This window comes from Chitinophaga ginsengisegetis, from assembly GCF_900168065.1.
GTDB classification, from domain to species: Bacteria; Bacteroidota; Bacteroidia; order Chitinophagales; family Chitinophagaceae; genus Chitinophaga; species Chitinophaga ginsengisegetis.
This window is the reverse complement of sequence record NZ_FUZZ01000001.1, coordinates 1740908-1754861: the sequence shown is the minus strand read 5'-3', so window position 1 is coordinate 1754861 and position 13954 is coordinate 1740908. Positions and strand designations below refer to the sequence as shown.

The window sequence follows — 13954 nt, the reverse complement described above, 5'->3', positions numbered from 1 at the left end:
TTTTTTAAAAAAATTCATTGTTTCACAAACTTATTCAGACTTCCATTGAAATAAAAGTACTTCATTTGCAAGATATCGATACTATATTTACCATATTCCTGGTTTTTTTGCGTTAGAAAATAAATAGTGTACTAAAGATAAAGACGTTATGAAAGTTTCTTACCGACACATATCTACTCCGGAGGATGCCAGTTTTGTAATTAAAGAATTCTGTCAACCCCGGTTCACCAATACGTTCCATTTTCATCATGGGCACGAGTTGATCCTGATTGTAAAAAGTGCGGGCAGAATGTATGCAGGAAATAAGGTGATGAATTACAACGAAGGAGAAATTTATATGTTCGGGCCGGGTTTGGTCCATTGCTTCTGCAATAACAGTTCACCTGTTGGGGCCGACGAAATAGCGCATGCTATTATCGTACAGTTTACAGAAGATTTTGTTGGCAGGGATTTTTTCGAAAAGCTGGAATTGAGAAAGATAAAAGAACTGATGCAGTTATCCCAGTATGGAATAAAATTTAATAAAATATCCGCTGCTGTTCATAACCTGTTTTTTCAGTTTCAGGCAAATCAGCAAATGAAAAACCTGATCATACTTTTACAGATCCTGGATGAATTGTCGCTACAGGGCAGGGAGAGTGTGCAACTACTAACAGATGATCCCGGGAAAACACGTTATAAGGATGCAGATTCAAAAAAATTAGAACCCATATTCAAGTACGTATTGGAAAATTACCCTAATCATGTAGATAGCAAATCTGCCGCATCTCTTGCCTGTATGAACGAAGCCGCGTTTTGCCGTTACTTCAAAAAAAGAACCACCAAAACATTCTCACAATTTGTAAATGAGATAAGGATTAGTCACGCTACAAAGCTGTTAATAGGCACAGAAAATGGGATCTCTGAAATATGCTATGCCTGCGGTTTTGACAATGTATCCTACTTTAACAGGCAGTTCAGAATCTACCAGGGAAAATCTCCCAGGGAATACCGCAAGGCATTTATAGAAAGTAATGTAAGCACACCGAGTTTCCGGCCTACGGGGAGTTAAGTTGTTCCTTTCGGCGACAATAGCAGATCAGCTGCGATATTACGCTTCAACCGCCTTGCTCACCTTACGGTACACAAACTCATGGTAAATATGCCTGCGGCAAAATCTGCCCGGCGTATCGGAGTTAATCAGCTTAATGTATAATGCTTTTGGAACGTCGAGGTATTCATAGCTGCTGCCATCTTCAAAGTGAAGCTGAAGCGTTTGTTTCTGGTAGGAGAAATCCACCAGTGTAGATGCTGAAATGGTGGCGGTGTATTGTGGTAACGCAGCAGCAATTGTTTCAGGCGCTATGCTCACTAAAAAGTGATAAGCTTCAATCAGCTCTTTACTCTTTGCTTCCGCTTCCAGTTTCTGATCTTCTGCCAGTCCTTCAAATTTATCAGGATGCCACTCCTTCATTAAATTCCTGTAGATCGTTTTTAATTCTTTTACTTCAGTAGTTTTGGTAACGCCCAGTAACTTCCTGTAATCAACAATTTTACTCATAATGTATTTATTCAAAAAATAAACAGGCTGATCATTATGAGCAGGCTACCATTTATCTTACCCCGAAAAACGGGCAAAGTTACGCTTTTTTAGGCTCCCGGCAAGGATTTATTTAACCTTTACAGTGGCGGCTTTCAGGGGTATAGGCGTGTTATATGCATAAAATCACCTATTTTAATGTTGAAAAACCATCTTATGAAACGGTTGTTATTGTTAACCATGTTGCTGTATTGTCTGCCCATCCACGCCCAGCAGCTGGACTCCCTGAAATATCCCAATGGCTGGCTTTATTATCACGTATATGGCAAGGGTAGCCCGGTGATAGTGCTGTCCGGTGGTCCCGGCAACTCCTGCCTGCAGCAGGAAGAAGTAGCGATTGAGCTGGGAAAGCATTACAGGGCCATTCTGCTGGAACAACGGGGCACCGGCTTGTCTATCCCCGTACCGTTCGATTCTACTACTATCAACCTCAAAGCCGCCGTGGAGGACATAGAACGGCTGCTACAAAAGGAAGGCATCCGCAAAACCATTATCTACGGCCATTCCTGGGGCGCCATGCTGGCAATGAGCTATGCTGCTGCCCATCCGGAAAAGGTACGTGGACTGGTGCTGGCAAATCCCGGCTATTATAAGTTCTCGGCCGATTTCATGACTACGCATATGAATAACCTGCGCGGGCGGCTGGGCGTGTCCGACCTGGCTGTAATGGACTCGCTGGGCAAAAAGATAGAAGGAGGGAAGGCAAATGGTGCGGATAGTGCGCTGTATAACCGTACCGTACGACTGGCATACATTTACAACAAAGCGGACATCGACAGCCTCATGGCGAAGATTTATGTCGCAAAACCCAATGGCCGTATGCAAACGCTGATGGTATCGGACCTGCAGCGGATACATTTTGATCTCAGTAAAAACCTGCCGCAATATAAAGGGCCGGTAACCGTGATTGGCAGCCGCCAGGACCCATTGGCTTTCTATACCTATGAACTGAAAATTATCCGTCCGGATATAGTACTACATTGGATCCAGGCTTCGGGGCACTTCCCGATGTTTGAACAACAACCCGCTTTTTTCCAGGTATTGGAAAAGGTAATGACAGCCAGCGCTACACATCCATAAATTCCCAGGCGCTCTGGTAAGCGTTTTTATGCTCTGCATAAGTGATGAAGTCAGCATAAAACCCAAGCTGGGAAAGGGTGCCGCTGTCGCCTATCACCACCAGCTTCTTACGGGCGCGGGTCATCGCTACATTCATCCGGCGGATGTCTGATAAGAAGCCTATTTTATTTTCCGTGTTGCTGCGCGTCATGCTGATGTATACAATATCACGCTCCTGTCCCTGGAAACTATCGATGGTGTTTACAGATATTTTGTCTGCATAGGGCTGTAACAGCGGGGAGTGTTGCAGCTGTTCTTTTAATAATTGTATTTGTTGTTTATAGGGAGATATAACCGCCACCGTTGGAAAGTCTTTCGGCTGGTAATGTTCCCCCAGTGCGGTGACCAGCTGTGTAAGATGTTTAAATAAAAATACAGCTTCTTCCGGGTTGGTGGTACTGGTGCCATCCAGCTTTTCATCAAAACCGCAACCGGCGGTATCTACAAAGCTGAGCGGGTTATCTTCAGAAAACAGCAGGTGTCCGGCAACAGAGGCGTGTGCCTTTAGTTTATCTTCATAAAAGATACTGGAAGAATATCCCATGATGGTAGCATGCATGCGGTATTGCTCTTCCAGCAGTGTTACGCTTTCCGGGTGCAGGGCAGTGCATTTCTCCAGCAGGGTGGTGCTGAGTCCTTTGCGGGCGGCTTCGTCCGATTTTACGGTGGGCGACAGCTGGCAATGATCGCCCGCGAGGATCACCTTCTGCGCTTTCAGGATGGGAATCCAGCACGCGGGTTCCAGTGCCTGTCCGGCTTCATCTATTACTACCGTGTGATACTTTAAATTTTTCACGGTATAATGATTGGCGCCTACGAGTGTAGCGGTGATCACCTGCGCTTTGGAGATGACGTCATCAATAATATATTGTTCTGTATTGCCCACTTCCTTCATGATCTTGCGGGCCTCGTCAAACAAGGCTTTCCGCTGATCCCTTTCTGCTTTGCCAAAGTTACGTTTGTATTTATGCGCCATGTCGCGGAATTCGTTGGCCTGTTTCTTCAGGCGCTTGATTTCTTTGATGCTGGTGTGCTCGGATACTTTGCTGTCGAGCGTGAGCGACATCAGCCGCTCTGATACGCGCGCCGGATTACCTACCCGCAATACATTCAGCCCTTCGTCTGATAGTTTTTCGCTGAGCAGGTCTACGGCGGTATTGCTGGGTGCTACCACGAGTATCTGTTGCTGTTCCTGTTTGATCAGCGCTTTAATGGCCTGTACCAGGGTGGTGGTTTTACCGGTTCCCGGCGGACCGTGTACTATAGCCAGGTCGCCGGCGGAGAGTATTTTATTAACGGCCGATTGCTGGGAAGCATTCAGCGCGGGATTTACATAAGGAGTTATATCAGGGTGAAACACGGGCTTCTTTTCCCCGGTCAGTATTTTTATCAGCCGTCCTTCCGGTTCTTTATCCTGCAATGCGTCCGCCTGTTTCAGCGCGTTTTGCATTTCATCATAACTATTATCATCAAAAAGCACATCGATGCCCAGTTTACCATCGCTGGCCCATTCCGGCAGCTCGTCCGTGCGCAGGGTGATCTTCAGCCGGTTGCCGCCCTGGTACGTGATGGTACCTTCAAGATGATCCTGTTTGGGATCATGGTTGGAAAATAAAACAGCAGAAGCGCCAAAACGCAGCTGATGCGGCAGGTCCTGGTGGGTGGTGCGTTCCACTTCCACGGTCAGGTAATCTCCTCTGCTCATTTCCGATCCCCTGATGGCAATCGGGTACCAGGTAAGTCCGTTTGCCCTGCGATCTGCTACAGACGTGGATTCCGTCATTTGTTTATATGATCTCCGGTCTTCTTCCCGCTCTGTTTTTAATAAATCAAGCTGCTTTTTGAAATAATCCATGACGCAAAGGTAAGATGTTCCTGAATTGTCGCAATCAACCATTAAGAATGTCGTATTCGCCCAGCAGAAATAAAAACAAATGCGGGTAAGTTTGTATTGTCAATCAAACAACATAAAAAACAACCTATATGGAAGCGCAAACAATTTATCTGAATAAAAAAGCTCCTTCAAAAGCAGCTAATATTACCGGTTGGGTAATCACTGTTCTTTGTGTACTCTTTCTCCTGGTGGATGCCATCATGAAAGTAATTAAGAACATCTATTCAATGGAAGGCAGTGTGAAGCTGGGCTGGCCGGCAGAACAGGTGCAGGGCATCGGTATTGTATTGCTTATTGCTACTATATTGTATGCCATTCCACGTACGGCAGTACTGGGCGCGATACTGATCAGCGCTTACCTCGGCGGCGCGGTAGCTATCATGTCAAGGATAAACGAACCTTATTACTTCCCGGTGGTATTCGGTATCCTGGTATGGGTAAGCCTTTTCCTGCGTATCCCTGCGCTGCGTGCGCTTTTCCCAATACAAAACAGCCAGTCGTAATCTTATTATGTAATCCATAAACCCGGAAAAAATGGCAACGAAGATTTTTGTAAACATTCCCGTTAAAGACCTGGATAAATCAAAGAATTTTTTTACCAGTCTTGGTTATTCTTTCAACCTGCAATTCACCGACGATAAAGCTGCCTGTCTCGTTATTTCAGAAGATATCTTCTTTATGCTGCTGACAGAACCATTCTTTAAAAGCTTTACCAACCAGGAAATAGCAGATACCTCCAAAGTAAATGAAGCCATTATGTGCCTGTCGGTCGATAGTAAAGCAGCCGTAGATGCACTGGTAGACAAGGCGGTAAAGGCCGGCGCCAAAGCGCCTAAGCCGGCGGAAGATCAGGGCTTTATGTATTCCCGTGGCTTCCGCGACCTCGATGGCCATTTGTGGGAAATCGTATACATGGACCCATCTGCAGTAGAGCCTCAGTAAATATATTGTTTATATAGAAGACAACGCCTTTGTATTGCCCCGCAGTACAAAGGCTTTTTATTATGGGTACGGTAAAAAAAATTCCCCCGGCGGATAGGGGAATGGCAAATTCCATGCGTCCTGAAAATAAACGGACTATTACCATGCTACTACCAGATACATTGAAAAATTATTTCCGGCAAACGATGTTCACCGCCTGTTTGGCTGTGGCCGTTACTTTTACCGCATCAGCACAGGACAGCAGCGCCCTCGCCGGGAAGAAGGGAATGTTGCTGCTGCCGGCGCCCAAAAACGGTTCCTTTGGCGAAGCCACAAATAATAAACAATGGCAATGGCAGCAGTACCTGCCTGCCGTAAAGGATAGCAGTAACAGCAGGAGCTTTATATATGAGGCGTATCCATCTCACTACCACTATAATATAAACAACAACCGGCAAACATCCCCCTTCCGGTGGAATGATGTGGCAGGCATCACCGCGATGGCGCTGATAACTTATATCCTTTCTCGGTAAGGAATCGCCATTTTATCATGTTACTTAATACGTTATCTATAGAAAATCGATTTATTTAAGTGTTCCAACATAAAATATCAGGTTATTATTATGATAATTGGTATTTTTTTCGTTTGTTTATGTTTATAACATCTGAACAAGCGAAAATATTGAACATTATAAAAAAATATAATCAATCAGATGAATCTCACATATTGGCCTTACTGAAAGAAGGTGATATGGGTGCATATGAGGCCATTTACAACGAATATTGGCCCCGTTTATACGGATATGTATACAACAGGTTAAAAAGTAAAGAAGTAGCAGAAGAAATTATCCAGGAAGTATTTTTCTCCCTCTGGAAAAAACACGAACAACTGCAACTCACACACTCGCTCTCCGCTTATTTATTTACCGCGGTAAAATACCAGTTACTCAACTATCTCAAATCAGACCGTATCCGCAAAACCTATATCCACCAGTTTGCGCAATTGCCGGAACAACCATCCGATAATTCCAACGAGGAAAATATGGCCGCCACTGATCTTAAAAATACAATGGAGAAAGAAGTATCGCGGCTGCCGGAGAAATGCCAGCAGGTATTCAGGATGAGCCGTCATGAACATCTCTCTGTTACCGACATCGCCAATACACTGAACATCTCCCATAAAACAGTGGAAAACCATCTTACCAAAGCCCTCCGGCAGCTTAGAATGGTGCTGGGCCATCACCTGTGTTTGATCATCCTGCTGGATGCAGCCCTCAATTTTTAATTTTTTTTTAAAAGACGTAGGTGTTACTGTTTTCCTGGTGTACTTATCTATAGGTGACACTATTAACTGCCTGATTAAATACAAGTGTGAAAAACTGATGAACAACCAGGATCTTAAAAATTTAATCGAGAAATATTTAAATGGTACGCTGGAGGCTTCCGAGGCACAACAGCTGGAACAGTGGCTGGATGCAGCCGGCGACGAGCACGCATTTGATGCCATGCCTGAAGCAGAAAAGGACGCGGCCAGGATAGCAGGATACCATCACCTCGTAGAACGGATCAATAAACATAAACAACCGGGTATTATAAGGCCATTACTCCGTTACTGGAAAGCCGCTGCCTGCATTGCCTGTATAGTTATTGCCGGCGCTGTATTCAGCAAGGAATTGCTGAACATGGTGGCGCCCCATCGGTTGGTATCGCTGCAAAGCATTCCCGGCAAAACAAAAAAACATATCCTGTCGGATGGCTCTATCGTATGGCTCAAAGGAAACAGTAAGCTAATATTCCCGGCAAGCTTTGGCGCCGGTAACCGCGAGGTAACACTACAGGGAGAAGCGCTTTTTGAAATTGCCAAAGACCCGCGGCACCCTTTCCTGGTGAAGTGTGGCACACTCACCACCACGGTGCTGGGCACCAGTTTCAATATCCGCGAAACAGGCAAAGAAACACAGGTAACCCTGCTCACCGGGAAAATTGCACTCAGCGCGCCGCAGTCGGCTCCCGTAGTATTATACCCGGAACAACAGGCTGTATATGCTGCTACCGGCACGGCTATACGTAAACAGGAAGAAGGAACGCCGCCCATTAACGACATCACAAAAGGTACGGAATATAACATGGCATTTAATGATGCCACCATGCAACAGGTTTTACAACGGATAGAAAATAAATTTGAAGTAGACATACAACTGCAGGACGCAGTGATCAACTCTAATCTAATCACGGCAGATTTTACTGACCAGTCTTTACAACACACAATGGAGATGATCAGCCAGGCACTCAACCTGGACTTCAGCATCAAAGGGAAAACTATTTTACTCAAACAAAAAAAGTGAAAAATGAACCTGTTATCAACCACAATCGAATCGAGTCAAACACAAAAAATCAACATCATGGCTAACATCAATTCCAACTAAAAAGCTGGAGGGGTGACAGCCCCGCCAGCTTATGATAAATAGCCCTGTTTATCACCGCGTGACAGCGCGGTAAGGGAATTCCTTTGTCAAATTCTTTCCGAAATCTAACAAAGTACAAGGTCTATGCTCATAAATCTAAAAAGAAATGCCTTCCTGTCCAAATGCAAGAAAGTAACGGCGATCAGCCTGATAGCAGGCGTATTACTTTATGGGATCACCGGCCCCGCTGCCGCACATGCCCAGGGAATCCTCGACAGGAAAATATCGCTGCAGGCAGATGATATGAGCCTGAAAGGTGTGCTGAACCAGATCCACAGCAAAGCAGAAGTGAAATTTGTATATAGCTCCAGCCATATCGCGCTCGACAGAAAAGTATCCGCAAAAGCCGACCAGGAAGCACTCGGTAAAGTGCTCGACAGGCTCCTCGGCCGCCTCGAAATAGGTTTTGTAGTGAACGATAATTATATCATTCTCACAGATAATGAGGCCACCTCCAAACGCGCTGCTACCCTCGATATGAACTCCATTCCTCCGGCAGACATTGTAGTGAAAGGAAAAATATTGAGTGAAACAGGCGATCCCTTCCCCGGTGCTACCGTCATGGAAAAAGGTACCGGCAACGGCGTTACCTCGGCAGGCGACGGCACCTTCACCCTCAAAGTAAAAGAAGGCGCCACCCTGGTGATCACCGCCATCGGCTACAGCATCACTGAAGTAAAAGCGTCAGACGCCGGCATCGTTCGCCTGAAGGCCGCCGTAAAACAACTGCAGGACTTCGTGGTAACCGCCGCCGGTATTGCCCGCCAGAAAAACAGTCTGGGTTATTCCGTGAGTACCATTACCTCGGATAAACTGGCACAGAAATCAGAACCGGATCCCGTAAGAGCCCTCACCGGCAAAGTAGCCGGTGTGAATGTACAATCCGCCGGCGGCGTGGCGGGAGGTGGTACCAACATCACCATCCGCGGTAACTCCTCCCTCAACGGCAACAACCAGCCACTGTTTGTGGTGGACGGGGTGCCCTTCGACAACTCCAGCTTCGCCAACGTAGGCGCTACCACGGTAGGCGGCGCAGGCGTTACTAACCGCGCATTCGATCTCGATCCGAATAACATTCAAACCATGACGGTGCTGAAAGGCGCGGCCGCCGCTGCATTGTACGGATCAAGAGCTGCCAACGGCGCTATCATCATTACCACAAAAGCAGGTAAAAAGAAAAGCAGGAAAGGCACGGAAATTACTTACAACACCGGCTATTCCGTGGAACAGGTATCCGGTCTGCCTGATTATCAAACCAAATACGGACAAGGTACCAACAACGACTACCGGCAAGGGGTATACGCTTCCTGGGGCCAGCCCTTTGAAGGTGTGAAAAGCATCCTGCCTACACGCGCTACCATTCCGCACCAGCTCACAAGGCAATTCTCTTCCGCGGTGTTCCCGCAGTTCTACGAGGCCGATGGCGTAACACCCATCCAGGTGCCTTATAAGTCATATGCAAAAGAGAACGCAAAGAATTTCTTCCGGCAGGGTAGTGTATACGAAAACGCCATTACCATCTCCTCCGGCAACGAAAAAGGAAACTTCAACGCAGGCTTCTCCAATACAAAAAATAAAGGCGTAGTACCCGGCAACGAAATAAGCCGCACCTCCGTTAACATCGGCGGAAACATCCGGCTGGAAAATAAATTCTATGCCAGCGGCGCTATCAACTACGTCACCACCCGGCAGAAAACGCCACCGGTAGGAGGTCTCACAGGTTCTATCATGTCTACCCTCATGTACGTGCCTACCAGCTACGATCTCACTAATTATCCTTACGAGAACCCGATAGATGGTAGTAACGTATACGACTACACGGGAGTGGATAACCCCTACTGGTCGGTGAAACACAGTCCTTCTACCAGTGACGTGGACAGGTACTACGGTAACCTGGTACTGGGCTTCGATCCGCTGCCCTGGCTGAATGTACAGAACACCATCGGCTTCAACGCGTATACCGACAGGCGCATGAGCGTACGCGGTAAAGGCAGCTCTTCCTATCCCAACGGAAGCATTACTTCAGATAATATTTACCGCCAGGAACTGGATAACACCCTGCTGGTAACCGCCACCAAACCTCTTACATCAGATATATCACTGCGCGCGATTGTGGGTAATAACGTAAACCAGCGGCTCACAGACAGGAAAGCTTTTTACGGGGATAATATCATCGTGGCCGACCTGATAGACATGAACAACACCAGCTCTGTAACACCTATACAGCTGATCAATAATAGGAACATCCTGAAACAACGCTACTACGCCTTCTTTACAGACATCACCTTTGATTATAAAAACTTTGCCTCCCTCAACTTTGTAGGACGCAACGATATTTCCTCTACACTGCCCTCCAATAACAGGAGCTATTTTTATGGTGGTGTAAACGGATCACTGGTGTTCACAGAAGCGCTGCATCTGCCAAAAGGAGTGCTGAACTTCGGTAAGGTAAGAGCAGGTTATACTAAGGTAGGTAACGAAGCATCTCCATATCAGACACAAAACTTTTACCAGATCAATCCTATCCTCGGCGCTACCACTACGCCCGCAAACGTAGGACTGCCCTTCACACCGGCAGGTGGAAGTGTGTATAACGTGGTAACACAGGCTAACCTGCTTACCAACGCCAACCTGAAACCGGAGTTTATTACAGAACTGGAACTGGGTACAGAACTGCAGTTCTTCAATAATCGTATAGGCATTGACTTTACCTGGTACAATAAAAAGAGTACCTCGCAGATCTTCGAGGTTACTGCTGCACCATCTTCCGGCTACACCACCCAGATCCTTAATCTCGGTGAAGCCACCAACAAAGGAGTGGAGCTGGGTTTGACGGTAGTGCCACTGCAATCCAATAACGGTCTCAACTGGGATATCTCGGCCAACTTTACCCGCAACAGGAACATCATCCGCGATCTCGGAGGGTATGAACGCTTCAGCTATGGCGGCACCAACGGTACCAGCAGTGTACACGTGGTGGGACAGCCATACGGTCTTATCCAGGGAACGGCCTATGCACGCGACGATGAAGGCAATGTGCTCATAGATCCAAACACCGGTAAACCATTGATCTCCGGCGCACTCAAAGCTATCGGTAATCCCAACCCCGATTTCATGGTGGGCATTACCAATACGTTCCGCTTCCGGAGCTTCTCACTGAATATCCTGTTCGACTGGAAACAAGGCGGACAGCTATACTCCCGCACCGTTGCAGAGATGCTGTCACGCGGTGTTACACGCGACATGGAAAACCGTGAATTCACTATCGTATCACCGGGCGTACTGGGTGATATCAATACACAAACGCCACTGCTGGACGATAAAGGCAATAAGATCCCGAACAATGTGGCGCTGTCTTTTGAAGATCATTTCTTCAGCGGCAGTATGGGCCCCGGCAACGGCGGTATCAATGAAGGATCGGTATTCGACGCCACAGTATTCCGCCTGCGTGAAGTGGCGCTGGGATATGAAATTCCCAAAAACTTTTTAGGTAAAACACCTTTCGGCTCTGCGTTCATTTCTGTTACCGGCCGGAATCTCTGGTACAGCGCACCCAACTTCCCGAAGTATACCAACTTCGATCCGGAAGTAAGCTCGCTGGGCGTTGGTAACTCACAGGGATATGATAACCTGGCAGTACCTACCACACGCCGCTTTGGTGTAAACCTGAAATGTTCTTTCTGATCATAAAACCTGATATGATGATGGCACTTAAATATATTGCATATACAATAGCACTGGCAGGTGTTTTCTCCGTTACCGGTTGTAAAAAGTTTGTAGATATCAATACAGACCCCAACAACCCCACCACTGCCCAGTTATCTTTATTGCTGCCGGCTACTGAAGTATCAATGGCAGCCAACATGTACCAGCTGAACAGCGGCACCGCCACTTTTATGCAGTACACTGTTTTCTCCTCCGGTCTGAGCAGGCTGCAGCAGCAGGGTACCAGCTTCAACGACTCATGGGACGGCTTTTATACACAAACGCTGAACGACCTGGAGTCCATTATAAGAACCGGTACAGCGCAGGAACAATGGGGCTATGTAGCTATCGCCAAACTGGAGAAGGCATACCTCGTAAGCCTGATGGTAGACATGTGGGGAGATATTCCTTATTCACAATCACAGAAAGGCCAGGAAACCGTGAGCCCGCCCTTTGAAAAAGGTGCGGATATTTATGAAGATTTGTTGAAGATGATCGATGAAGCAGCTGTTGATGCCGGTAAAATTTCCGCCACCACCCTGGTTCCTGCTACATCCGATCTCTTGTACAGCGGGCTTAAAAGCTCCTGGCTCATGATGGCCAACTCGCTGAAACTAAAACTATATAACCAGATCCGCCTGGTGAATCCTGCGCGGTCCACTGCTGCCATACAGGCGCTGATTGCTGATCCGGCCACACTGATAGGCGGTACTGCCAATAGCAACGCATTGGACTTCACCTTCCGCTTCGGACCCGGGCAAAATCCCAACAACCGGCATCCCTGGCACCGGTCGGAATACCAGGGCAGCAAAACGTTTTACATGAGCCAGTCGCTGATTGATCTGCTGTTTAACAGCGACGATCCCCGGTTGCGCTACTACATCATCCGTCAGAATGCCACCGCAGGGTTAAACAACTCGGCCAACAGCAATGGCTACTACGGCCGCAATCCCGGCGATGGTACGGCCGCACCGGCCGATCTGAACCGGCGCTCTACTTTCGGTATCTATCCCGCCGGCGGATTGTACGACAATGCACCGGTGAATAACATCCCCGCTACCAATCAATTCCTCACCAATACCAATGCCACCGGCACACTCAAAGTAGTGGGCCCCACAGATGGCACAGGCGCAGGCATCATGCCCATGATCACCAACGCAATGGTGAAGTTCATCCGCGCGGAAGCAGCGCTTACACTCAACACCGGCGACGATGCCCGGCAGGCTTTTAAAGACGGCATCACCGCACATCTCAATGCGGTGAGTACCTACGCTGCCGCCAATGGTGGCATTGCATTATCAGCCACCACCATCGCTGATTTTGCCGCGGGGCAACTGGTGAAATATGATGCCGCCAACAATGCTGGTAAACTGGAACTGGTGATGACGCAGAAATACATCGCGCAATACGGCAACGGCATGGAAGCCTACAACGACTATCGCCGTACCGGCTTGCCGGCATTGCGCACACCACTGTCGCCGCTCAACACCTTTCCGCTGCGACTGTATTACTCTGAAACCGAGCTTACAGCCAATACCAGCTTAGGTGACGACGCCAGCCGCTTACAGGTGGCGCAGCAAACAACACCGGTTTTCTGGGATAAATAAGTGAAAAAAATTACGGGACTAAAATTATAATTATGAAACATTTTATAGTTGCCATACTGCTTATTTCATTGGTTGCATTTTCCTGTAAAAAGGTGAAGTACGAATGGGAGGAATATACCTATACCGCCGTGCCGGTAGTTACCATAGATACTACCAAAACAGCCCTGCCAACGCGGCAGGCGGGCAAAGTAGCTTTCTTTAACCTGAAGGATCCGGATGTGGCCAGTCAGCAGTTTGCCTTTACCCTCAGCTGGGAAGGATTTGGGAAAGAAACAGTTACTTCTATCGAAGTTTATACCAGCTATAATAAAGCCGAAACCAGCGTACCTGCTTACCCGTTAGTCATCTCTTCTCCCGGTAATCAATATACGAATATCGCGCAGTTTCCACTGCCCAGCATAGTGGGCACCAACGATCATTTATATGAAACGGTGACTACCTTTCCCAAAACGTATTCCTTTACAGCAGCGCAATTGGCAACACTGAATAATGTGAGTCTTTCAAATGTGGGCGTAAACGATTACTTTTTGTTCAAATTTATCCTCAACCTGGCCGATGGCCGCAGGATCGTTACCTTCTTCAACAATATCTGCGATGAAGCAAGAGGTGAACCCGGCGATTGCCGCGTAGGCGTGAGGTTTAAAAAACAATAGAAAACCCGTTT

Annotated in this window: 12 protein-coding genes; 10 read left to right on the top strand and 2 right to left on the bottom strand. The window is 47.3% G+C overall.

What is annotated here, in order from left to right; genetic code table 11:
* Positions 1–148: 148 nt before the first annotated feature.
* Entirely contained in the window at positions 149–1051 is a 903-nt protein-coding gene (locus B5Z18_RS06900) for an AraC family transcriptional regulator (RefSeq protein WP_079468638.1), read from the top strand.
* Positions 1052–1090: 39 nt separating this feature from the next.
* Here the strand turns inward: B5Z18_RS06900 and B5Z18_RS06895 are convergent, their stop codons facing one another.
* Positions 1091–1540, bottom strand: a complete 450-nt coding sequence (locus B5Z18_RS06895) for a KTSC domain-containing protein (RefSeq protein WP_079468637.1) — start codon at positions 1538–1540, stop codon at positions 1091–1093.
* Between the two features lie 195 nt (positions 1541–1735).
* On the opposite strand from B5Z18_RS06895, the gene B5Z18_RS06890 reads away from it, so the two are divergent.
* On the top strand, positions 1736–2659 hold the full coding sequence (locus tag B5Z18_RS06890) for an alpha/beta fold hydrolase (RefSeq protein ID WP_159454221.1): 924 nt from the start codon (positions 1736–1738) through the stop codon (positions 2657–2659).
* Here the strand turns inward: B5Z18_RS06890 and B5Z18_RS06885 are convergent.
* A complete protein-coding gene (locus B5Z18_RS06885) occupies positions 2646–4553 on the bottom strand; it encodes an AAA domain-containing protein (RefSeq protein WP_079468635.1) in 1908 nt (635 codons plus the stop codon). The two genes, B5Z18_RS06890 and B5Z18_RS06885, sit on opposite strands and share 14 nt — an antisense overlap.
* A 128-nt stretch (positions 4554–4681) precedes the next feature.
* Here B5Z18_RS06885 and B5Z18_RS06880 point away from each other — a divergent pair, with 128 nt between their 5' ends.
* From B5Z18_RS06880 to B5Z18_RS06845, 8 genes are all read left to right on the top strand, one after another.
* Positions 4682–5095, top strand: coding sequence for a DoxX family protein (locus tag B5Z18_RS06880; protein ID WP_079468634.1), 414 nt, complete (start codon positions 4682–4684; stop codon positions 5093–5095).
* A gap of 31 nt (positions 5096–5126) precedes the next feature.
* The gene (locus B5Z18_RS06875; RefSeq protein WP_079468633.1) at positions 5127–5534 is read left to right on the top strand and encodes a VOC family protein; all 408 of its coding nucleotides are present in this window, start codon (positions 5127–5129) and stop codon (positions 5532–5534) included.
* Between the two features lie 143 nt (positions 5535–5677).
* On the top strand, positions 5678–6046 hold the full coding sequence (locus tag B5Z18_RS06870) for a hypothetical protein (protein ID WP_143313517.1): 369 nt from the start codon (positions 5678–5680) through the stop codon (positions 6044–6046).
* A 119-nt stretch (positions 6047–6165) separates the two neighbouring features.
* Positions 6166–6798 (top strand): RNA polymerase sigma-70 factor, encoded by a 633-nt coding sequence (locus B5Z18_RS06865; protein ID WP_133256309.1) that lies wholly within the window; start codon positions 6166–6168, stop codon positions 6796–6798.
* Positions 6799–6895: 97 nt separating this feature from the next.
* Positions 6896–7858: a FecR family protein gene (locus B5Z18_RS06860; RefSeq protein ID WP_159454219.1), complete on the top strand. Its 963-nt coding sequence runs from the start codon at positions 6896–6898 to the stop codon at positions 7856–7858.
* Between the two features lie 204 nt (positions 7859–8062).
* A complete protein-coding gene (locus tag B5Z18_RS06855) occupies positions 8063–11662 on the top strand; it encodes a SusC/RagA family TonB-linked outer membrane protein (protein WP_079468629.1) in 3600 nt (1199 codons plus the stop codon).
* 17 nt (positions 11663–11679) lie between these two features.
* A complete protein-coding gene (locus tag B5Z18_RS06850; RefSeq protein WP_235015882.1) occupies positions 11680–13290 on the top strand; it encodes a SusD/RagB family nutrient-binding outer membrane lipoprotein in 1611 nt (536 codons plus the stop codon).
* Between the two features lie 32 nt (positions 13291–13322).
* A complete protein-coding gene (locus B5Z18_RS06845; protein WP_079468628.1) occupies positions 13323–13943 on the top strand; it encodes a hypothetical protein in 621 nt (206 codons plus the stop codon).
* The last annotated feature ends 11 nt before the right edge of the window (positions 13944–13954 follow it).